At 57.7% G+C, this 20,362-nt stretch carries 17 protein-coding genes and 2 pseudogenes; 8 read left to right on the plus strand and 11 right to left on the minus strand.

Going from position 1 to position 20,362, the window contains the following annotated elements; all coding sequences use genetic code 11:
- Window positions 1-185: 185 nt before the first annotated feature.
- Window positions 186-1,661, plus strand: coding sequence for a MocR-like pyridoxine biosynthesis transcription factor PdxR (gene pdxR, locus PMI32_RS26540; RefSeq protein WP_008024762.1), 1,476 nt, complete (start codon window positions 186-188; stop codon window positions 1,659-1,661).
- Between the two features lie 10 nt (window positions 1,662-1,671).
- Here pdxR and PMI32_RS26535 read toward each other — a convergent pair whose 3' ends face one another.
- The 8 genes from PMI32_RS26535 to PMI32_RS26500 all read right to left on the minus strand — a co-directional run bounded on the left by PMI32_RS26535 (window position 1,672) and on the right by PMI32_RS26500 (window position 10,791).
- Entirely contained in the window at window positions 1,672-2,286 is a 615-nt protein-coding gene (locus PMI32_RS26535; RefSeq protein WP_008024764.1) for a helix-turn-helix transcriptional regulator, read from the minus strand.
- Between the two features lie 108 nt (window positions 2,287-2,394).
- Entirely contained in the window at window positions 2,395-2,955 is a 561-nt protein-coding gene (locus tag PMI32_RS26530) for a helix-turn-helix transcriptional regulator (protein WP_008024765.1), read from the minus strand.
- 140 nt (window positions 2,956-3,095) lie between these two features.
- Window positions 3,096-4,214, minus strand: coding sequence for an aminotransferase (locus tag PMI32_RS26525; protein ID WP_008024768.1), 1,119 nt, complete (start codon window positions 4,212-4,214; stop codon window positions 3,096-3,098).
- Between the two features lie 42 nt (window positions 4,215-4,256).
- The gene (locus PMI32_RS26520) at window positions 4,257-5,219 is read right to left on the minus strand and encodes an ornithine cyclodeaminase family protein (RefSeq protein WP_008024770.1); all 963 of its coding nucleotides are present in this window, start codon (window positions 5,217-5,219) and stop codon (window positions 4,257-4,259) included.
- 262 nt (window positions 5,220-5,481) lie between these two features.
- The gene (aotJ, locus tag PMI32_RS26515) at window positions 5,482-6,258 is read right to left on the minus strand and encodes an L-arginine-binding protein AotJ (protein WP_008024772.1); all 777 of its coding nucleotides are present in this window, start codon (window positions 6,256-6,258) and stop codon (window positions 5,482-5,484) included.
- A gap of 122 nt (window positions 6,259-6,380) precedes the next feature.
- The gene (locus PMI32_RS26510; protein ID WP_008024775.1) at window positions 6,381-7,520 is read right to left on the minus strand and encodes a succinylglutamate desuccinylase/aspartoacylase family protein; all 1,140 of its coding nucleotides are present in this window, start codon (window positions 7,518-7,520) and stop codon (window positions 6,381-6,383) included.
- Window positions 7,521-7,774: 254 nt separating this feature from the next.
- On the minus strand, window positions 7,775-9,562 hold the full coding sequence (locus tag PMI32_RS26505; RefSeq protein ID WP_008024776.1) for an IlvD/Edd family dehydratase: 1,788 nt from the start codon (window positions 9,560-9,562) through the stop codon (window positions 7,775-7,777).
- Between the two features lie 47 nt (window positions 9,563-9,609).
- A complete protein-coding gene (locus PMI32_RS26500) occupies window positions 9,610-10,791 on the minus strand; it encodes a fumarylacetoacetate hydrolase family protein (RefSeq protein ID WP_008024778.1) in 1,182 nt (393 codons plus the stop codon).
- Window positions 10,792-10,905: 114 nt separating this feature from the next.
- Here PMI32_RS26500 and PMI32_RS26495 point away from each other — a divergent pair, with 114 nt between their 5' ends.
- The 5 genes from PMI32_RS26495 to PMI32_RS26475 all read left to right on the plus strand — a co-directional run bounded on the left by PMI32_RS26495 (window position 10,906) and on the right by PMI32_RS26475 (window position 16,661).
- Window positions 10,906-11,856 carry a LysR family transcriptional regulator gene (locus PMI32_RS26495; RefSeq protein ID WP_008024779.1) on the plus strand — a complete coding sequence of 317 codons (951 nt, stop codon included), beginning with the start codon at window positions 10,906-10,908 and terminating at the stop codon, window positions 11,854-11,856.
- Between the two features lie 128 nt (window positions 11,857-11,984).
- Window positions 11,985-13,565, plus strand: a complete 1,581-nt coding sequence (locus PMI32_RS26490) for an aldehyde dehydrogenase (NADP(+)) (RefSeq protein ID WP_008024781.1) — start codon at window positions 11,985-11,987, stop codon at window positions 13,563-13,565.
- 89 nt (window positions 13,566-13,654) lie between these two features.
- Window positions 13,655-15,037, plus strand: a complete 1,383-nt coding sequence (locus PMI32_RS26485; protein ID WP_032828569.1) for an MFS transporter — start codon at window positions 13,655-13,657, stop codon at window positions 15,035-15,037.
- Entirely contained in the window at window positions 15,034-15,774 is a 741-nt protein-coding gene (locus PMI32_RS26480) for an SDR family oxidoreductase (protein WP_008024784.1), read from the plus strand. The genes PMI32_RS26485 and PMI32_RS26480 overlap by 4 nt, the downstream gene beginning before the upstream one ends.
- Before the next feature lie 38 nt (window positions 15,775-15,812).
- Window positions 15,813-16,661, plus strand: coding sequence for an ureidoglycolate lyase (locus PMI32_RS26475; protein WP_008024786.1), 849 nt, complete (start codon window positions 15,813-15,815; stop codon window positions 16,659-16,661).
- A 146-nt stretch (window positions 16,662-16,807) separates the two neighbouring features.
- On the opposite strand, the gene PMI32_RS26470 is transcribed toward PMI32_RS26475, so the two are convergent.
- Both PMI32_RS26470 and PMI32_RS30220 read right to left on the minus strand, forming a co-directional pair.
- Window positions 16,808-17,263: a VOC family protein gene (locus PMI32_RS26470; RefSeq protein WP_008024788.1), complete on the minus strand. Its 456-nt coding sequence runs from the start codon at window positions 17,261-17,263 to the stop codon at window positions 16,808-16,810.
- A 192-nt stretch (window positions 17,264-17,455) separates the two neighbouring features.
- Window positions 17,456-17,629 (minus strand): hypothetical protein, encoded by a 174-nt coding sequence (locus PMI32_RS30220; protein ID WP_157214342.1) that lies wholly within the window; start codon window positions 17,627-17,629, stop codon window positions 17,456-17,458.
- A gap of 214 nt (window positions 17,630-17,843) precedes the next feature.
- Between PMI32_RS30220 and PMI32_RS31000 the strand changes: the two are divergent.
- Window positions 17,844-18,197 (plus strand): annotated as a pseudogene (locus PMI32_RS31000) (methyl-accepting chemotaxis protein); the annotation flags it as partial.
- Between the two features lie 204 nt (window positions 18,198-18,401).
- A pseudogene (locus PMI32_RS31005) lies at window positions 18,402-19,400 on the plus strand (methyl-accepting chemotaxis protein); the annotation flags it as partial.
- A gap of 145 nt (window positions 19,401-19,545) precedes the next feature.
- Here the strand turns inward: PMI32_RS31005 and PMI32_RS26460 are convergent.
- A partial coding sequence (locus PMI32_RS26460) for a sensor histidine kinase (protein WP_008024791.1) occupies window positions 19,546-20,362 on the minus strand: 817 nt, incomplete at its 5' end.

Below are 20,362 nucleotides of genomic sequence, written 5' to 3' on the forward strand. Positions count from 1 at the left end.
GGTCCCTGAAGCGTTGTGTCGAAGATATGACAGGGATGGACATATCGTTTATAGCCAGATCTGTAATATTGATAAGTCCACTTTATGTGCGCCGTCCTTCAGTAAAGCGTCGGAAAAGGAGCTGACAGAACGACATTGCGGCCTTAGTCTGATCATCAGAATTCAGACCCTGGATAGCGCCACTTATGCCTTCACTGCTGCATGACCTGCTGATCGGCCAACTCGATCGCAGCACCGACACCACGTTGCAGCGACAGATTTGCAAGGTCATTCAGGAGTCGATTCTGCAAGGGCACCTTCCGGTGGGTTTCAAAATGCCCTCGACCCGGGCGCTGGCCGAACAACTGGCAATCTCACGTGTCACCGCGTCACTGGCCTATGAGCGGCTGACCGACGAAGGTTATCTTTACGCCCGTCCCGGCAGCGGCACTTTCGTGGCCGATACGCTGCCTCAGGCTTATCTCAAGGACGCCGTGCAGGCCGGGGAGGAAAGTGCCGAGGGATTGTTGTCACTGCGTGGCCGCGCGATCACCGAGCGGGTCACGGGGCTGGCGCGCTCCGGTGGTGCTTTTGTACCCGGGGTTGCCGACGCGGATCAGTTTCCTTTCCATATCTGGAAGCGCTTGCAGAATCGCTACTACCGCAAGCATCAGACCGAACTGACGGGCTATGTGGAACATGGCGGCTACCGTCCGTTGCGTGAAGCGCTGGCCTCGTATCTCTACGCTTCCCGAGCAGTCAAATGCACCCCGGAACAAGTCATCGTCACCATGGGCACGCATCAGTCGCTGGATCTGATCGCCAAGCTGTTGACCGATCCGGGAGATAGTGTGCTGGTGGAGAGCCCTACGCACTGGGGCACTCCCGTTGTACTGTCCGCCGCGGGGTTGCAGGTCCATTCGATGGAGGTGGATGAACAAGGGGCATGCCTGCCGAGTCTGGAAGAGCAATCGGTTACCCGATTTGCCTTCATCACCCCCTCACACCAGTACCCGACCGGAAACATCATGAGCCTGCAACGGCGTCGTGAATGGCTGGCTTTTGGCGAGGCGAAGGGCCTCTGGATTCTGGAGGACGACTACGACAGCGAGTTCCGCTATGACATCGATCCACTGCCCTCGCTGCAGGGGTTGGATACTCGCCAGCGGGTGATCTACCTGGGGACCTTCAGCAAGGTGACGTTTCCGGGCATGCGCCTGAGTTACCTGGTGGTGCCCGAGTCCCTGGCGGACTCGTTCAGCAAAGGCATGACGCAACTTTACCGGCCAGGATTCCTGCCCATCCAGGCCGCGATGGCTGACTTCATGCAGGAAGGCCATTTCGCCAGTCACATCCGAAAGATGCGGGCCGTCTACGCGGCGCGCAGGAGTTTGCTGCAGCAAAATCTGAAACATTATTTTGGTGATGAAGTGCAGTTTTCTTCGGGGCAGGCCGGGATCCACCTGGCTGTGACCCTCGGTGCTGCGGGCACTGCACGGAAAATGATCCAGTTAGCCCCTGCGCATGGCCTGACGTTGCGGGGGGCCTATCACATTGATCCCGACCGACTCGATGACAATCTGTTGGTGCTGGGCTACGGCGGTGTGAAAGAAGCGGATATCGAAGGTGCCGTGAAGCGCCTGAGAGGGCTGTATGACGTCGTGCGGTCCGGGCAGGCGTGACGTCTCTGAATCACGCGGCCTCACGCAAAAGCTTTACGTACTTGTAGACAGTGGCCCTGCCCATCGACAGAACGTTGGCGATGTAATCCGAGGCACTGCGTCCTTCGAAAGCGCCTTCGGCGAACAGGGCTTCCACCAGCAGGCGCTTGTCGTTGCGCGTCAGCCCTGGCAGTGACAGGTTATGTTCCTTGAGCCAGGCGTGCAGGAAGGTATTGATGCGTTCTTGCCAGTCATCCCGGAACAGTGCGTCGGGCTGCGGCAGCAGTCGGCTGGGCTCGAAGAAACTGTTCAAGGCTTCTCGTGCCATTTCCAGCACGGTGAAATTCATGTTGATGCAGAGCAGAACCTCTGGCTCGTCATCGTCATTTCTCAACACGCTGGTGATGGAGCGGATTTTCTGCCCGTTCCAGTTGAGTTTTTCGTAGGGCCCCAGGTTGCTGACGGCCGCGAAGTCGCCAGGCAACTCATGCAGGGCTGAATCATCTCCCAACTGCCGTTTTGAAATGTTATTGGCGATATGAACGATTTTTTGCGTTTTTACATCGTGAAGGATGACTTCAGCATGGGGAAAGTACAGCAACGCAATGCCGTCGGCGATGGTCTTGTAGTCGTTAAGTTTTTTCATGCTGGGGCAAATCGCAAGAGAGTCCATTAGGGGCACAAATGTAGCAGTTACGCGGTTTGACTACGAGCCGCGGATTGATGCACCCGTGAGGCAGAACACGGCATCGGGTCATATCGGTTTTCGCAGGGACTTCAGTTGGTTGAAGACGGTTGTCCTGCTCACGTTCAGCAAGCTGGCGACGAAGTCAGCAGCCTTTTTTCCTGCAAAAGCGCCTTCGATATACAACGCTTCCAGCAGCAAGGATTTCTCGTGGCGATTCAGGCCCTCAAGCGCCAGGTTGCGCTGTTGCAGCCAGCGCTGGACGAACGTATTGATGCGTTCCTGCCAGTCATCCTCAAACAGAGTGTCACGCACGGGTGAGATCTGACGGGGCGTCAAGAAATGGGTCAGCACCGCAACCGCTGTGTCGAGCGCCGAGAAGTTTACGTTGATACAAAGCAACGCCTCCGGCTCGCCCTTGTCGTTTTTCAACACGCGGGTGATCGAACGAATCTGCTCGCGGTCACGGCCGGGATTCTCATGGCGGGCAACCCTGTCGATGCCATCCAGTCGTCCTGACACATGGAGAATGGAGCGTGTCCTGGCATCGTGGATGATCACTTCGGCATGCGGGTAGTACAACGTCGCGATGCCATCAGCAATGGCTTTGTAGTTTTCAAGATTGTTCATGACGGGTCGGTGTGGCGCTATCGGCGCGCTATTCGTGCCGCGAGCGCGCATGGCATCAAACCAGAACGAAAATGCCGACGGCATCACCGTCGGCATCTTTCATTGGGCCATGCGACTCGACAAAGGCGTACAGGGAGGAATCAATACTCGGCGAGGAATTGCGACACCTTCTCCAGACCTTCCTTCAGGACCGAAAGATTGTTGGCATAACCAATACGTACATAACCTTCGATGTCCAAAGCACTGCCCGGCGTGAACATGACGCCCTTGCTTTCCAGCAGCTTGATGCACAAGTCACGGGAGGACAGGTCCAGGTCGATCTTCAAAAGGGCAGTGGTGCCCGATTTCGGTTTGACGTACGAAACCTTGGGTTCTTTCGCGACCCACTGATCCAGGTACTCGAGGTTGGTGCGAGTGATGGACTTGTTGCGGGCCAGGATCTTGTCCTTGCTTTCCAGCGCAATGCAGGCGAAATGGTCATCCAGCATGCCGACGCTGATGGTGTTGTAGTCGCGGTGAATGGAGACGCGATGAATCAGGTCGGTTGGCGCAACGATCCAGCCCAAGCGCAGACCGGCCAGCGAGAACGCCTTGGACATACTGGCGGTACTGATACCTTTTTCGTACAGGTCTGCCACCGAGACGGTGAAGCCGTCGCCGTCCTGGTCAATACCGCGATAGACCTCGTCACTGAGCAGGTAGGCTCCGGCCGAACGGGCGATCGCCACGATCTGCTCGAGCATCGCCTGGTCCATCAGCGCCCCGGTCGGGTTGTTCGGGTTGTTGATGGCAATCACTTTGGTGTTCGACCGCACCAGCGCTTTCAGTTCTTCCAGATTCGGCAGGAAGCTGTTTTCTTCACGCAGTTTGAGGATCGAAACGTCGGCGCCGTAACTCTCTGGAATCGAGTAATGCTGCTGATAAGTCGGCGCCACGGAAATGACGTGATCACCTGGCTCAACGAGGGTTTCATACACCAGGGCGTTCGCACCGATCGCGCCGTGGGTGATGATGACGTTGTCCTTGCTCTGCTTCGAATACAGCGCCGCTACGTTGTTGCGCAGGCGATCAGAACCTTCGATAGCGCCATACGTCATCTTCAACGGCAGCAGCTCGGAAAGGATGCTGTCTTTTTTGCCTGCCATCTCCAGCAGTTGTTCGATGGTCAGGGACTCGACGCAGGTTTCGGCCAGGTTGTATCGGCAGTCGTTTTCGTAGGCGTTCATCCAGATTTCAACGCCGAACTCTTTGATCTTCATGTGGGTACCTTTTGTTTTGATTTGTCAGTTAACAAGCGGTGATCAACGTTGAGTCAGCGCTTTATAGATTTCCAGAGACACAGCAACATCCTCCAGCCCAAGGCCGATGGACCGGAAAAACACGTGGCGCTCATAGCCGGGCAGCGGCGCCGCACCGTTGGACAGCTCTGCCAGGTCGCCGACCAGATCCCGGGTTGACCACCATTCGCGTTCGGCTGCGATGACCATCTCTCCGGCAGCCAGTGGCGTGGTGTGCCGGTAATCGCAATACACGTCCATTTTCGACAGCTCTTGCGGGGCAATTTCATGCGCACGATAAGCATTGGTGCTGATCGACGTGATGAGGGTGGGCTGCCCGAGGATTTCCGTCTGCAGAACGGGTTTTGGTGACGATGTGCACAGCATCACGACGTCGGCATTGGATACCGCCTTCGATTGCAGTTCGCACAGCACAATGCGCGGATCGATGGCCAGAATCGACTCGCGTTGTTCGTCGCTCATGGACGGGATTTCCAGGGAGTAGATGGAGATTTTTTCCCACTGGCGCAGTCCTTTCACGAACTCGACATGTCGCAATGCAATAGGTCCGCTGCCAATCACCGCCAGGCGCTTGCTGCCTTTGGGGGCCAGGTGGTCGATGGCCAAAGCAGTGGTTGCAGCGGTGCGCAGGGTGGTCAGCAAGCCCGCGTCTGCCAGCAAGAGCGGAGTACCGGTTTCCATGGACATCAGCATGGACCATGCGGTTACGAGTGGCTTGCCGTCGGTCTTGATGTACGGGGACGTTTTGATTCCATACACCTTTTCTTCGCTCATGACCCCCAGGTAGTTGATGAAGTCGCCCTGTCCATTTGGGAACTCCACCAGTTGTTGCGGCGGTTGTACGGCGTTGCCGGCACCCAGCGATTCGAACAGGCGGCGCATGGCTGCCAAAACGTCCAATTGCGGGAGCAATGCCGTGACATCGGATTCCTGGACGATAAGGGGGGCTTGAATAGTTGTGGACATGGATGACGCTCTCAAAGGCGGCTATGCAGTAGGGCAATCACGAAGATAAAAAATCTCTCGTGGATATAAAATCCATTATGGATATTTTATCTGCATAGGCAAGCGTTTTTTCGCACCGAAAACCGGGCGACCACGATCAAGAATGAAAAATGATTCCGGGGCCTGAGGGCCCCGGAATGACACGGATGTGCTGCTTGAGTGTGACGCAGGTTCAAGGCGTATCGGAGCGCAGCAAGCGCCCCTGGAGTATTGATGTCAGCGGTTACTTGCCATAAACGTCGAAGTCGAAATATTTCGCGTTGATGGCCTGGTAGATTCCTTTCGCTCGCAATGCCTTGATGGCGTCATTGAAGCTTTGTACATGTGCGGTATCGCCTTTGCGCAGGGCGATGCCGATGCCGTCACCGAAATACTTGGGATCGGTCAGTTGCGGGCCAGCGAAGGAAAATCCCTGGCCGGTAGGCAGTTTTAGAAACGACTCGCTGAGAATGATCTGATCGGCGACAGTTCCATCCAGCCGGCTGGAATTCATATCCAGGTAGATCTCGTTTTGCGAGGTGTAGCGGACGATTTCCGCACCTTTGGGGGCTAGGACTTCGGTGGCGAAGCGGTCGTGGATGCTGGAGCGCTGCACGCCGATGCGCTTGCCGTTCAAGCCGGATAGATCATCCCCGATTTGAGTTCCGCTTTTCATCGCCAGTCGAGCGGGGCTCTGATAGTACTTGTCGGTGAAGTCGACTGATTTCTTGCGCTCCTCGGTGATCGACATCGACGACAGGATCGCATCGACTTTTTTGACTTTCAAAGCGGGAATCAGGCCATCGTATTCCTGCTCGACCCATTGGCACTTGACCTGCATTTCTGCACAGAGTGCATTGCCGATGTCGTAATCGAAACCGGTGATTTCGCCGTTGGGAGACTTGGAGGCAAAGGGCGGGTAGGCCGCTTCGATACCGATTTTCAGTGGTTGATCGGCTGCGTGGGCCATGGACATTGAGAGAGCGAGCGTCAGACCGCTGAACACTGCGAGCATTTTCATTTTTACGTGCCTCAGATTGATTGTCGGTGTTGTTGGTCGAGCCGCGAAATGCAGCTCGCCAAGGCAGTTTGAAAATTGAGTCGTGGTGACTTTTTGATAGGTTTTTGTACCTGTTCTTGTTGTTAGAAAGCTTGCATCAGTTGACCGGTGATGCGTCCGGGAAGCGGTTCGGTTCCTGCCGCCATGCCAATCCGCTGGCCTGCTCGAACCAGTCTGATGTGGTGCCTTGCAACGAGAACGCCATTCACAGGGCTCGCTACCGGAATACGCGGCGTTGCGAGTTGCATGTCCAGCGGCAGGATTTCGGCGATGATGTCGCCGCGCTGCACGGTTGAGCCCAGCGCTTTTTTCCAGGCGATGATGCCGGTGCCGGTTGCCTCCAGATGGGCGACACCTTCCAGCGGATAGACGATCACCTGCTCCGGTTCTATGGGGTGTTTCGGGGCTTCTTCCTCTCGGATCAAACCTTCTGCGCAGAGAAAGCGGAGCAGTCCCAAGGCATCCTGTTCGGCAATGTCGTCCTCGACATCGGCCTGGCCGCGTAGCTCGACGGTAGCGGAGAAGCCAAGGTGTTCTGTGTCCACGAGCGCTTTGGCGTACAGCGTTTTCCAGGCTTTGGCGTAGGCCTCGTCCAGTGGGAAACCACCGGCTTCATCTTCGAGAAATACCGCCTCGACGCCCATGCTGGTCGCCAGGCGTAGGGCTCGTTCGCGCTGATTGAGGTTGGCGTAGATGTGCAGAATGCTCGAGGTGTCGCAGTGCAGGTCGATAAAAAGATCGTGCTGCAACGCCTCGTGCAGTAGCAGGTATTTGTTGGCGGCGACTGTTTCCGCTGGCATCGAGTCGCCGAGCACGGACAGCATCAGTGCCTTCATTGCCGTGGTGTCGTTATGAGCGGGGCGCGTGGCGGTCAGCACGGTCTCCAGCTTGGCGACGATGTTCGGGAAGTTGCGGTTGAAGTTTTCACCGTTGGCCAGATTGAAACGTCCGGGCAACTGGCCAAAGACCTGTTGCCCCATGCCGACCGGATTGGCGAAAGGCCTGACCACAATCCGACCGTCAATCCGACCTTGCTTTTCCAGCTGTTGCAGATGAACAAGCAGGTGCTGGATGACAAGCAGTCCCGGGTGTTCGTCGGCATGCAACCCGGCCTGAATGTAGGCACTGCGTTGGCCCGAGCCTCCACTGAACGTGTGCTTGCAGAGCCTGTGCACGACGCCGGGAGTTTGCGAGGGAAGGTTGGTTTCTACGGTTTGGGCCATGACTGTGGTGCCTGAGCGTGTGATATTTATCCATGGTGGACTTAATGTCTCGTTTGATCAAGAGGCTGTTTGCGGGTTTTTGGGCGAAAAAAGAGCCAGCGACAGGCGCAAGAGCGTTCTTGTCTCGGGTCGACAGCAGGGGCTGAATTTGGGGCGGGGGGAGTGGGTGAGCGGTGAACAAGGAAGATTTGTGCTTTGATTTTTCAACCTGCTATTCCGGTGGAGGCCGGGATAGCAGGGCAGTGCAAAAGCCGTCAGTGCGAATGACGCGGCTCGCCGCCACTTCGAGCGATGACCCGCATATGCAAGGTGGCCGGCTCCAGGCATCCGCCCGTCGATAACTGTCCGACCAATTGCCGGTACAGCTCTTGCCAGGGCGTTTGGGACGCAGGGATGTTAGGCGTCCACTCGGCGCGACGGCGGGCCATTTCGGCTTCGTCGACCAGCAGGTTTACCGATCTTGCGTTGAGGTCCACACGCAGGCGGTCGTTGGTTTTCAGCAGCGCCAAACCTCCGCCGACAGCGGCTTCCGGGGACATGTTGAGGATCGAAGGGCTGGCCGAGGTGCCGCTCTGGCGACCGTCGCCCAGGCACGGCAGAGAGTCGATGCCTTGCTTGATCAGTGCTGCCGGTGGCGCCATGTTCACCACTTCGGCGCTACCGGGGTAGCCCACGGTGCCGGCGCCACGAATCACCAGGATGCAACGCTCGTCGATTTCCAGCGCCGGGTCGTCGATTCGGGCGTGATAGTCCTCCGGTCCTTCGAACACAATTGCCCGTGCTTCAAAGCTGTTTTCTGCGCCTGGCTCGGATAGATAGGTCTTGCGGAACGCCTCGCCGACCACCGACATTTTCATGATTGCGCTATCGAAGAAGTTGCCGCTGAGAACGATGAAGCCCGCGCGATGTTTGAGAGGGGTCTCGAAGGGATAGATCACGTCAGCGTTGCTGGTCAGACTGCTGCTGACGATTTCGCCGATCGTCTTGCCGCTGACCGTGGCGCAGTCTTCGTGCAGGCGTCCGGCTTTTTGCAGTTCATGCATGACCGATGGCACGCCGCCCGCACGATGGAAACCTTCGCCCAGGTATTTGCCGGCCGGCATGCAATTGACCAGCAGCGGCACATCTTCGCCAATCCGTTGCCAGTCATCCAGGCTCAACTCGACGCCCATGTGCCGGGCGATGGCGATCAGGTGCGGAGGGCAGTTGCTTGACGCGCCGAGCGCCGACGCGACGGCGATGGCGTTTTCGAAGGCTTCGCGGGTCATGATGTGTGACGGGCGTACATCCTGCATCACCAGTTCGCAAATGCGCTTGCCGGTGGCGTAGGCCATTTGACCGCGCTCGCGGTAGGGCGCCGGAATACTCGCGCAACCCGGCAACGACATGCCCAACGCTTCGGCCAGTGCGTTCATCGACAGTGCGGTGCCCATGGTGTTGCAGTGACCCACCGAGGGCGATGCCGCGGTGGTCATTTCCATGAAACCTTCGTAATCGATTTCACCGGCCGCCATCAGGTTGCGCGCGTGCCAGAGTACGGTGCCGGAGCCGATCAGTTCGCCCTTGTGATGACCGTCGAGCATCGGCCCGCCGGACAGCACAATGGACGGCAGGTCAGTGGTGGCGGCGGCCATCAGGCAGGCCGGGGTGGTCTTGTCGCAACCGGTGGTGAGTACAACACCATCCAGCGGATAACCGTGGAGAATCTCCACCAGTCCCAGATAGGCCAGGTTCCGATCCAGTGCGGCAGTAGGCCGGCGTGACTGTTCGGCGATCGGGTGGACGGGGAATTCCATGGGGATGCCACCGGCATCACGAATGCCGGCCTTGACCCGCTGCGCGAGTTCCAGGTGATGACGGTTGCAAGGTGTCAGGTCGCTGCCGGTCTGGGCGATGCCAATGATCGGGCGACCCGATTGCAGCTCTTCTCGGGTCATGCCGTAGTTCATGTAGCGTTCGACATACAGGGCAGTCATGTCCGCGTGGGCAGGGTCGTTGAACCATTGCTCGCTGCGCAGACGGCGTTTAGGGGTGTCACTCATGATTCATGTCTCTCTTGTAATTGGATGAATCGACAATCTGTTCCGGCTCAGCGTGGCAGCAGTCCTCGGGACGCCAGGTTACGCAGCAAGGCGCTCACGCCAAAGGTCCATGGCGTCGCCTCGCAGCTGTGGGTCACCTGATTGTGCAGGCTGCCGAGCAACGGGCTGCTGATGCTGACCCGGTCCCCCAGTTTGTGGGTGAAACCACTGCCGACATGATCGCGATCTTCGGTGGGCGCGAACAGGGTACCGAGAAACAGCAGGAAACCATCGGGGTATTGGTGATTGGCGTTGAGGGTCTGGCCGGCGAGGTCCTGCGGGTCACGGCTGATCTGGCTCATGGAGCTCGATCCGTGCATCCGGTAACCGTCCTCACCTTGCACCTCAAGGTCGACCACGCAGGCACGGACATCGTCCAGGCTGAAGTGCTCGTCGAACAGGCGGATGAACGGCCCGATCGAGCAGGATGCGTTGTTGTCCTTGGCCTTGCTCAGCAGCAGCGCGCTGCGGCCTTCAAAGTCCCGCAGGTTGACGTCGTTGCCCAGGGTCGCACCGTGAATCTGCCCGCGACTGTTCACCGCCAGCACCACTTCCGGTTCCGGGTTGTTCCACTGCGAACCCGGATGAATGCCAATCCGGCTGCCGCTGCCAACAGAGGCCAGAACCGGTGCCTTGGTGAAAATTTCCGCGTCCGGGCCGATGCCCACTTCCAGGTATTGCGACCACATGCCTTGTTCGATCAACAAGGCTTTCAGACGCATGGCCTGCTCTGAGCCAGGAACGATCGAACGCAGGTTGTCACCGATCACGCCGTGCACGGTGGCCCGCACGGCTTCGGCTTTGGCGGCGTCACCACCGGCCTGCTCCTCGATCACACGCTCGATCATGCTGGCGGCGAAGGTCACGCCGGCGGCCTTGATCACCTGCAAGTCCAGAGGGGCCAGCAGGTAAGGTCGGGACGGGTCGGCGTCAGGTCCGGTGTTGGCGAGCAGGGCCTCGATGCTGGCAATGAAGGTGCCCGGCGTCTCGCGCACTGCCGACAGAGGAGCGTCCGATTCCAGCAAGTCACTCAGGGTCGCGAAGCGCTCCGACAGATCGAACACGCCGTCGGCGCGCAGGACGATCGGCGAAGGTCCGGCGATCTGGCCTGGTACCCAGGCGCGGCCGATCAAGGTACCGGCGACGCCATCGACGGGCAGGGTGTTTTCGGGAGTAAGCAATAGCGACATGGGGCATCTTCCTGGTTCGTAAAGACTTCACGCTAGGACGGACAGTCGATAAACTCCAATGAGATAAATTCAGTATTCGATAACTTGCGGTTATTACTTGTGCGAGGCGTGTTCATGTCAGATCTGTCCTTCTCCAGTTTCTGCGGTTGGCTCAAGTTCAGGCATTTGCTGCTGATCGACACGTTGGGGCGCACCCGTAACATGCACCTGGCGGCGCAACAGATGAACCTCAGCCAGCCGGCCATCAGCAAGATGCTCAAAGAGATCGAAAGCCTGCTCGGTTTCGCCTTGTTCGAGCGCCAGCCACGGGCCATGCCGCCCACGGCGCTGGGCGAGCACGTGCTGCGCTATGCGCAAATCGCCTTGAACGATGCGCGCTCCTTCGTCGAGCAAATCAGCAGCCTGCGCGAAGGGGGGCACGGTCACCTCAAGGTCGGCGGAATATTTGCCGCTACGGCGGTGGCCCTGCCCGAGGCGATCTTGCAGATCAAACAGCGCTGGCCATTGCTGTCGATCGAGGTGGTGGAGCAAACCAGTAACCATCTGATGGAAATGCTTGAAGAGAAAAAACTGGACCTGGCCATCGCCCGTTTCACCGATCAAAGCCAGCAACAGCGGTACGACTTTCAACCGCTGGCTCCCGAACCGTTCTGCATTGTGGTCAACGACCGGCACCCGCTGGCAGGTGTCGGCCCCATCTCGTTGGAGCAACTGGTGGACTTGCCATGGATTCTTTACCCGGTGGGTACGCCGATTCGCGGGCGCATGGAACTCGCGTTCGCCGAAGCCGGCGTGGGCATGCCCCGCAACACCGTCGACACCATTTCGATGCAGACCTTCCTCCAGGTGCTGCAGCGTGGGCCGATGATCGGGATGCTGCCCAATGCCATGGTCAACCCACTGCTCGAAAGCGGTCAGCTCAAGACGCTGGATACGCCTTTGCATCTGGTCCCGCAGGACTACGGCATCCTCACCCGCAAGGGCGAGCAACTGGTGGGAGCGGCTCTGGAATTTGCCGAAATACTCAAGGACAACGCCCGTTTGAACAACGATTCGGCGAGTTAAATACGATGGGGTTTATCGGCTAATTCGATAACGGATCGTTATCGGTTAATCCAAAAATGCCATTGGGAAAGAATCGATTCGCGACAGTACAGTAGCGACCAGCTTTCAATCAGGGTCAGGAGACTGTCATGCCCGAACTGTCCGGACACAATTTCATCGCGGGAGGCCGCAGCGCCGCCGGATCGGTGGTGTTGCACAGCGTTGATGCGACGACCGGGCAACCTTTGCCCACGGCCTTCATTCAGGCCACGGTCGAGGAAGTGGACGCCGCGGCAACGGCCGCCGCCCAGGCCTATCCGGTTTATCGCAATCTGCCGGCCGCCCGTCGTGCCGAGTTCCTTGAGGCCATTGCCACAGAGCTGGATGCACTGGGCGATGATTTCGTTGCCCTGGTCTGCCAGGAAACCGCTTTGCCGGCGGCACGCATCCAGGGCGAACGCGCTCGCACCAGCGGCCAGATGCGCCTGTTCGCCCAGACCCTGCGTCGCGGTGACTTCTACGGTGCACGCATCGATCTGCCACTCCCGGCACGCCAACCCTTGCCGCGCGTCGATCTGCGTCAGTGTCGCCTGGGTGTCGGCCCGGTGGCGGTGTTCGGCGCCAGTAACTTTCCGTTGGCATTTTCTACCGCTGGAGGTGACACCGCAGCTGCGCTCGCCGCCGGTTGTCCGGTGGTGTTCAAAGCCCACAGCGGACACATGGCGACCGCCGAACGAGTGGCCGAAGCCATCGTTCGCGCCGCCGAGCATACCGGCATGCCCGAGGGCGTGTTCAACATGATCTTCGGTGCCGGTGTGGGTGAAACGCTGGTCAAGCATCCGCTGATTCAGGCCGTCGGTTTCACCGGTTCACTCAAGGGCGGCAGGGCGCTGTGCGACATGGCCGCCGCCCGCCCGCAACCGATCCCGGTATTTGCCGAGATGAGCAGCATCAACCCGGTACTGGTCCTGCCCGAGGCACTGCAAGTGCGCGGCGAGCGCATCGCTACCGAACTGGCGGCGTCGGTGGTCATGGGCGCGGGGCAGTTCTGCACCAATCCCGGCCTGGTCATCGGCATTCGCTCACCGGCCTTCAGCCACTTTGTGCAGACGCTCAGTGCCTTGATGGCTGATCAGCCCGCGCAAACCATGCTCAATGCGGGCGGCCTGCGCAGTTACGTTCACGGTTGCGAAACGTTGCTGGCGCATCCGCAGATCATTCATCTGGCAGGGCCGGCTCAGCAGGGCAACAAGGCGCAGGCGCAATTGTTCCAGGCCGATGCCAGCCTGCTGCTGACGGGCAACGAGTTGCTGCAGGAAGAAATTTTCGGCCCGGCCACCGTGGTGGTTGAGGTGGCCGATCGGGCCGAATTGTTGGCGGCCTTGCACGGTTTACGCGGCCAACTGACCGCGACCTTGCTGGGTGAGACGGCAGAGTTGGAACAGTCCGCCGACCTGGTGGCGCTGCTTGAGCAAAAAGTCGGTCGCGTACTGGTCAATGGTTACCCCACCGGTGTGGAAGTCTGCGATGCCATGGTCCACGGCGGTCCTTGGCCGGCGACATCCGATGCCCGTGGCACCTCGGTTGGCACATTGGCCATCGATCGCTTCCTGCGTCCGGTGTGCTACCAGAACTTCCCGGACGCCTTGCTTCCTGACGCGCTGAAGAACCGCAATCCATTGGGACTGACGCGCCTGGTCAACGGAGAAAAAACCACCGAAGCACTCTAGTCATTGCGCTATGCCGAGTGAACGGTTCACTCGGCCTGACCCATTCGATAAAAACAATCAGGCATGTCCACATGCCCAGGGGTTACCTCATGCAAACGATATCCGAGCAATTGCCCGCGCAGGCGCAGGCCAGCGCACTCGAATTTGAAGACCGGACCTACCGCAAGGTGATCTGGCGAATTCTTCCTGTCCTGCTCCTGTGTTACATGGCCGCTTACCTGGACCGGGTCAATATCGGCTTTGCCAAACTTGACATGCTCAACGAGCTGCAGTTCAGCAACACCGTCTATGCCTTGGGCGCCAGTATGTTCTTCTGGGGCTACTTCCTGTTTGAAGTGCCAAGCAACCTGTTGCTGCATCGCTACGGCGCGCGCTTCTGGATCGCCCGGATCATGTTGACCTGGGCCGTGATCTCCATGGCCGTGGCGTTCACCGTACCGCTGGCGGGTTTCTTCCACATCGAATCGAGCACGATGTTCTACGTGCTGCGTTTCTTGTTGGGCATCTGTGAAGCCGGCTTTTTCCCTGGTGTGATTCTGTACCTCAACTACTGGTTTCCGACCCATCGGCAAAGCCGGGTGATGTCCGGGTTCCTGATGGCATTGCCGGTCAGCCTGACCCTGGGCGGGATCCTTTCCGGTTGGTTGATGAACAGCATGCAAGGCGTGCAGGGCATGTCCGGATGGCAATGGATGCTGATCATCGAAGGCATTCCCTCGATCATCATGGCGTTCGTCGTCATCGCCTGCCTGGCCAACAACATCGACTCCGCCAAATGGCTGTCCGCTGCGGAGAAAGCCTTGCTCAAGGCCAATCTGCAAACCGATAACCAGGGCAAGGCTTCGCGCCTGAGCGAGGTGTTTTTCAATCCGCGGGTGTGGTTGCTGGTGCTCATTCTGCTGACCTTCAACACCGGCTTCTACGGCCTGGCGTTCTGGATGCCTTCGATCATCAAGAGCACGGGCATCACCAACAGCTTGCACATTGGCCTCCTGACCGCCATTCCCTATTCGATTGCCACGGTTGCGATGCTGCTCAACGCACGGCACTCCAACCGGACCGGTGAGCGTCGTATGCACGCGGCGATTCCGGCCTTCATCGGTGGTTTGGGGTTGATTCTGAGCGCATATTTCGCCGACAACCTGGTGTTGTCCGTGTTGTTCCTCAGCGTATCTGCCTCGGGGATCCTCAGCCTGATGCCGATTTACTGGACCCTGCCGGGGACCGTGCTTTCCGGCGTCGCCGCTGCGGCGGGTATCGGCATGATCAACGCCTTCGGCAACCTGTCCGGTTTCACCGGCTCGATGATCACCGCCGTCGCTGAAAACCTGACCGGCAATATCAACAACGGCACCTACGTTCTGGCTCTGTGCTTGTTCGTCAGCGGCGGGCTGATCCTCGCCATTCCCGCGTCGATGCTCGGCAGAACCCCTAAAACAGCACCCCTCACCGCGAAGCTGGAGGCTGCATGAACCTGCAGAACAAACGGGTGCTGATCACGGCGGCGGGGCAGGGTATCGGCATGGCCAGCGCCATTGCCTTTGCCCGGGCCGGTGCCGAAGTGTTTGCCACGGACCTCGATATCAGCAGGCTGGAAGGGCTTGAAGGCATAACGGCGATTACCCTGGACGTGACATCGACCACCGCCATCAGCGAAATCAGTGAGCGCATCGGCGCACTGGACGTGCTGTTCAACTGCGCGGGCTACGTGCACAGTGGCAACATTCTCGAATGCGATGAAGCGGACTGGGCGCGGTCGATGGACATCAACGTCACCGCCATGTACCGCATGATCCGCGCGTTCCTGCCGGGCATGCTGCAACGCGGAGGTGGATCAGTCATCAACATGTCATCGGTGGTTTCCAGTATCAAAGGCGTGCCCAACCGTTTTGCCTATGCTGCCAGCAAAGCGGCGGTGGTAGGGCTGACCAAGGCGGTTGCCGCCGACTTCATCAGTCAGGGCATTCGCTGCAACGCCATTTGCCCCGGTACCGTGGAATCGCCGTCGCTGCGTCAGCGCATTGCCGCACAGGCTGCACAACAAGGCGTCGACGAAGCACGGGTCTACCAGCAATTCCTTGACCGCCAACCCATGGGTCGCATCGGCAGTGCCGACGAGATCGCCCAGTTGGCTTTGTACCTGGGCAGCGATGCGTCCGCCTACACCACAGGCGGCGTGCATGTCATCGATGGCGGCATGAGCATCTGAAACCCGCTTCGCACTTTCGGTTTGAGCAGGAGAACTAAATGAAACTGTTGCGTTATGGCGAAAAAGGTTCGGAAAAACCGGGCCTGCTGGATGCCGATAATCAGATCCGCGACCTCTCGGCGCATGTACCGGATATCGCCGGACTGGCCCTGAGCCCGGAAAGCCTGGCAACGCTTGCTGCCATCGATCCGTCCAGCCTGCCCATCGTTGCCGGTAAGCCACGGATAGGCGCCTGCGTCGGCCAGGTCGGTAAGTTTGTCTGCATTGGTCTGAACTACGCCGACCATGCGGCCGAGTCGAACATGGAAGTGCCTAAAGAGCCGATCATCTTCAACAAATGGACCAGTGCCATCTGCGGCCCGAACGACAACATCGAGATCCCGCGCGGTTCAAAGAAGACCGATTGGGAAGTCGAACTCGGCGTGGTCATCGGCAAAGGCGGGCGCAACATCGATGAAGCCAACGCCATGGAGCATGTCGCCGGCTACTGCGTGATCAACGATGTCTCTGAGCGCGAATGGCAACTGGAGCGGGGCGGCACCTGGGACAAGGGCAAAGGCTTCGATACCTTTGGTCCGCTCGGGCCATGGCTGGTAACCCGCGATGAAATCACCGATCCGCATGCGCTGGACCTGTGGCTCGATGTCGACGGACACCGCTACCAGCAAGGGAATACGCGGACGCTGATCTTCAACGTGCCGCAACTGATTGCTTACCTGAGTCGTTGCATGAGCCTGCAACCTGGCGACGTGATTTCGACGGGTACGCCACCGGGCGTTGGGTTGGGCATCAAGCCACAGCCGGTTTTCCTGCGCCCGGGGCAAACCATTCGCCTGGGCATCGCGGGGTTGGGCGAACAGCAGCAAGTCACCGTGCAAGCGGATTGAGGCAAGCAAATGCCGGGCGATTGCTGAACTCGTTTCCTTTCTGAGGAGCGGCGTGGGCTGGCAGCTTTCCCAAACACCAGAAATGACAAAGCCCCGAGCAATCGGGGCTTTGTGGTTTTTCTCGCCGGTTACATCGCAGATGTCTTTCAGGCAAACGCATCCTCGACAAATGCCTCCAGCGCCTTTTCTTCCAGAATTTCGATAGAGAAATGCCCGAAGCGCTTGGGTAGCCAGATGATGCGAGCCCCGGACGGGGATTGCAGGTTTGCGCGGGCCAATGGCTGTCCGTTTTCGTCTTCAGGCTGAACACCGGCGACCATCAATTCGTCATAGGCTTTCTCGATGTCCGGTGTCGAGTAGCAGTGGCGATAAATCATCCCTTCGCCCGAGGCGTCCAATAGCTCTTTCAGGTTTCCCGCCAACGGCTGTACCAGCATGAAGCGCTCTTGACCGATCAGCGCAATCGCGTAGCGCACGTGCAGACCACCGCGCTCCCAGACGAGCGTTCTGGAGATTCTGGCTTTCAGTATGTGTGCGTAGTACGTGCAGGCTTCATCGAGATTGTTGACGAGTACATCGACGTGGCTGAATTTCAGTTCCATTGCATGCCTCCTTCCGAACCGGCCTCCATGATAATCACCGTCTCCTCGGAATTCGAGGGGGGGTCATGAGGCGTTGTCGCAGTGGCGTCTATTGAGCAATGGCTGAGAAATGGGTTGATCTGAATCTTGAACCCAATTGCGATCTTTTAATGCGTTACCCGTATTCGTCCATCCTGTAAGACTGGTTTCAGGTTATTCAACCTTAAAAGACTGTTCAATATGTTGGCAAAGCTGATCCTGAAGAGATCGATAGTGAGATTCCAAGAGTTCAATTTCGCCCATTTTCGAAAGCCAGACATCATCGCAGGCATTGGCAAACAGACTGGCCGTATTCTGCCAGTTCTCTCTGGCGATCTTTATTTTCATCACCAAGTTCAAGATGGTTGTATCTGCTGAATGTGATGTCGTTCCATCCGGAAATCTCGGCATTCAATCGATCTTCACTGTTCGAATTGGACTTTAATGTACTGGGTTGGAACCGGTTGGCGATATACGACCAATGGCTAATGCAGGGAATCAAGTTCGGATCGATATCTATCTGGTCGCTTTCTTGCGCCTATATCAGTGAGTCGGAGTAATTATGTTTGGCTGGATTAGCAATGTCCGTGTCGGGGCGAAACTTGGGTTGGGCTTTGGTGCTGTATTAGTAGCTGCGTTGCTATTGGTTGCGGCCGGTTGGCATGCCCTTGATACCCTGATTGATCGCGGTATTAAAGTTAAGGAGATTACCCTGGTAAGTGATGATACGCGGGACCTGCGAATCCAGCGCTTGCGTTTAGGCTCAAACAGGCAAGCTGAGTCATTACAGTCTCTTCAGCAAATACTAGATCGAATGGCCGAGCACCTTGCGAATCTTAAGGGAAGTTTAGCTTCAGCCTATGATCTTGAGTTAGTTGAACGGCAGATTAAGTCGGCTGAGCACTATCAACGTATCCTCCGGGAACTAAGCATTCCAGATGCCAATGTGGGGCCTCTGTATGAACAGATGGCTCAGTTGGGCGATGACTTGCTTAATACCGCTCAAAAATTAATCGACTCTCAGGACACTAAGCGCAATGCAGATGCGAACTCCGCAAAAGCATTGTTGAGTTTTGTAGCGGCCATAGCATTTTTAATGGGGGCGCTGATTGCGTGGGTTATTTACCAACAAATCGTCACGCCGTTGCGACAGACGCTCAAAGTCATGGAGGCACTTGCGAAGGGGGATTTGAGCCAGGATTTAGTCGTTGAACGGCGTGACGAACTAGGCCAGCTGCAGTCAGGCCTGAAGCAGCTGATACTCAGCCTTCGCGAATTGATTGGCGGTATTCACACGGGTGTTGTTCAGGTTGCCAGTGCTGCTGAACAGTTGTCGGCGGTCACTGAGCAGACAAGTGCAGGCGTCAATAATCAGAAATCGGAGACCGATCGCGTTGCAACAGCGATGCATGAAATGGCCGCAACCGTGCAGGATGTTGCTCGAAATGCCGAAGAAGCTGCGCAGGCAGCCGCGACTACCGATCAACATGCTCGTGCAGGAGAAAAAGTGGTTGCAGACGCTATTGTCCAGATTCAGCACCTTGCTCTGGAAGTCGGTCACTCCGCGGACGCGGTCGGAAAATTGAAGGAGCAAAGCGATAAGATCGGCGGTGTATTGGACGTTATCAAGGCGGTAGCGCAGCAAACTAACCTGCTCGCGTTGAACGCTGCGATAGAGGCTGCCCGAGCGGGGGAAGCCGGGAGAGGTTTTGCTGTAGTGGCGGATGAAGTGCGCAACCTCGCTTTGCGCACTCAGCAATCCACTGAAGAAATTGAAAGCCTTGTAGTGGGCATTCAAACCAGTACGAATACAGTTTTCCTTAGCATGGAAAGCAGCCTTGAAATGAGTAAAAGTAGCGTCGAATTTACACGCAGTGCGGTTAGCTCGTTGGAGGATATTACTCGCTCGGTATCCACTATTCAGTTGATGAATCAACAGATTGCCGCAGCATCAGAACAGCAAAGTGCGGTGGCCGAAGAAATAAATCGAAGTGTAATCAATGTGCGTGATATATCCGATCAAACCGCTGAAGCGAGCGAAGAAACTGCGTCTTCGAGTGTCGAGCTGGCTCGTCTTGGGCACGAGTTAGAGGGGCTTGTTACACGCTTCAAGTTGTGAATCGATTAGGGTTTGCCTAGCGTTCGCAACCATTACGCTGTCGCAGTGCATGTAGGTAAGTATTGTGGCGAATTGCAACAGGGAGCGCTCCCGGATAGGGGCCGCTCCCTTGCGCCCCAACCGGTCTTGCTAATTCAAACTCAACTTAGCGAGGACAAATCACTAACGTCGCACGGGTCCCCGTTGGCGTTCGATTTTCCAGCTTGATTTCCCCTCCCGTACGATCTGCGATTGCCTTGACGATGGCCAGCCCCAGGCCTGCCCCTTGGCCATTGCCACGGCTGTAAAAGCGCTCAAGGAGCCGATTGCGCTCCGACTCTTCGATTCCCGGGCCTTCGTCCTCGACGGATAACTCATAGCGATCTTCTTTTCTTTCCAGGCGCACGCTGATCAAACCGTGAGCCGGTGAAAAGTTTGCTGCATTCGTCACTAAATTGTTCAAGGCAATGTGGATGTCGGCCGAATCGATCCTGACCGGGCCGATGTCATCATCCGCATCGAAAACCAGTTCAAGTCCTTTGCTCAAAATCCAGGGAGTCAACTGCACCAGGCTTTCTCGAACGGTGGCTGTCAGGTCAATGGGGGGAGGGATTTTGGCTCCCGTTTTCGGTTCGAGACGCGCCATGGTCAGCAATTGGTTGACCAGCCGGCTGGTACGATCGACGCCGGCGATCAGGTGTTCAAGTGATTCGCGCCGGTCATTTTCGGTGCCGGCCTCCAGCAGGTTTTGTGCGTGCACCCGCAAGACGGCCAAGGGCGTGCGCATTTCGTGGGCGGCGTCGGCAATGAAGCGCCGCTCACGTCCGAGCACGTCCTGAATTTGCGCAAGCATGCGGTTGAGTGCCGCCTGCATCGGTTCCAGTTCGCTGGGCAGCGGTGTCATTTGCAGCGGCTCCAGCGAGCCGCTATGGCGTGCGCGCAGGGTCGCGGCCATATCGGCTAACGGCTTGAGCCCCCAGCCG

Source organism: Pseudomonas sp. GM60 (genome assembly GCF_000282415.1).
Classification (GTDB): domain Bacteria; phylum Pseudomonadota; class Gammaproteobacteria; order Pseudomonadales; family Pseudomonadaceae; genus Aquipseudomonas; species Aquipseudomonas migulae.

What these genes read in the sequence shown, in the direction of transcription:
- PMI32_RS26495 (WP_008024779.1), top strand. Translation starts at nt 10,906, where the DNA reads ATGTCAGATCTGTCCTTCTCCAGTTTCTGCGGTTGGCTCAAGTTCAGG.
- PMI32_RS26475 (WP_008024786.1), top strand. Translation starts at nt 15,813, where the DNA reads ATGAAACTGTTGCGTTATGGCGAAAAAGGTTCGGAAAAACCGGGCCTG.
- PMI32_RS26520 (WP_008024770.1), bottom strand. Translation starts at nt 5,219, where the DNA reads ATGTCCACAACTATTCAAGCCCCCCTTATCGTCCAGGAATCCGATGTC.
- pdxR (WP_008024762.1), top strand. Translation starts at nt 186, where the DNA reads ATGCCTTCACTGCTGCATGACCTGCTGATCGGCCAACTCGATCGCAGC.
- PMI32_RS30220 (WP_157214342.1), bottom strand. Translation starts at nt 17,629, where the DNA reads ATGAAAATAAAGATCGCCAGAGAGAACTGGCAGAATACGGCCAGTCTG.
- PMI32_RS26505 (WP_008024776.1), bottom strand. Translation starts at nt 9,562, where the DNA reads ATGAGTGACACCCCTAAACGCCGTCTGCGCAGCGAGCAATGGTTCAAC.
- PMI32_RS26470 (WP_008024788.1), bottom strand. Translation starts at nt 17,263, where the DNA reads ATGGAACTGAAATTCAGCCACGTCGATGTACTCGTCAACAATCTCGAT.
- PMI32_RS26535 (WP_008024764.1), bottom strand. Translation starts at nt 2,286, where the DNA reads ATGAAAAAACTTAACGACTACAAGACCATCGCCGACGGCATTGCGTTG.
- PMI32_RS26485 (WP_032828569.1), top strand. Translation starts at nt 13,655, where the DNA reads ATGCAAACGATATCCGAGCAATTGCCCGCGCAGGCGCAGGCCAGCGCA.
- aotJ (WP_008024772.1), bottom strand. Translation starts at nt 6,258, where the DNA reads ATGAAAATGCTCGCAGTGTTCAGCGGTCTGACGCTCGCTCTCTCAATG.
- PMI32_RS26530 (WP_008024765.1), bottom strand. Translation starts at nt 2,955, where the DNA reads ATGAACAATCTTGAAAACTACAAAGCCATTGCTGATGGCATCGCGACG.
- PMI32_RS26490 (WP_008024781.1), top strand. Translation starts at nt 11,985, where the DNA reads ATGCCCGAACTGTCCGGACACAATTTCATCGCGGGAGGCCGCAGCGCC.
- PMI32_RS26510 (WP_008024775.1), bottom strand. Translation starts at nt 7,520, where the DNA reads ATGGCCCAAACCGTAGAAACCAACCTTCCCTCGCAAACTCCCGGCGTC.
- PMI32_RS26525 (WP_008024768.1), bottom strand. Translation starts at nt 4,214, where the DNA reads ATGAAGATCAAAGAGTTCGGCGTTGAAATCTGGATGAACGCCTACGAA.
- PMI32_RS26500 (WP_008024778.1), bottom strand. Translation starts at nt 10,791, where the DNA reads ATGTCGCTATTGCTTACTCCCGAAAACACCCTGCCCGTCGATGGCGTC.
- PMI32_RS26480 (WP_008024784.1), top strand. Translation starts at nt 15,034, where the DNA reads ATGAACCTGCAGAACAAACGGGTGCTGATCACGGCGGCGGGGCAGGGT.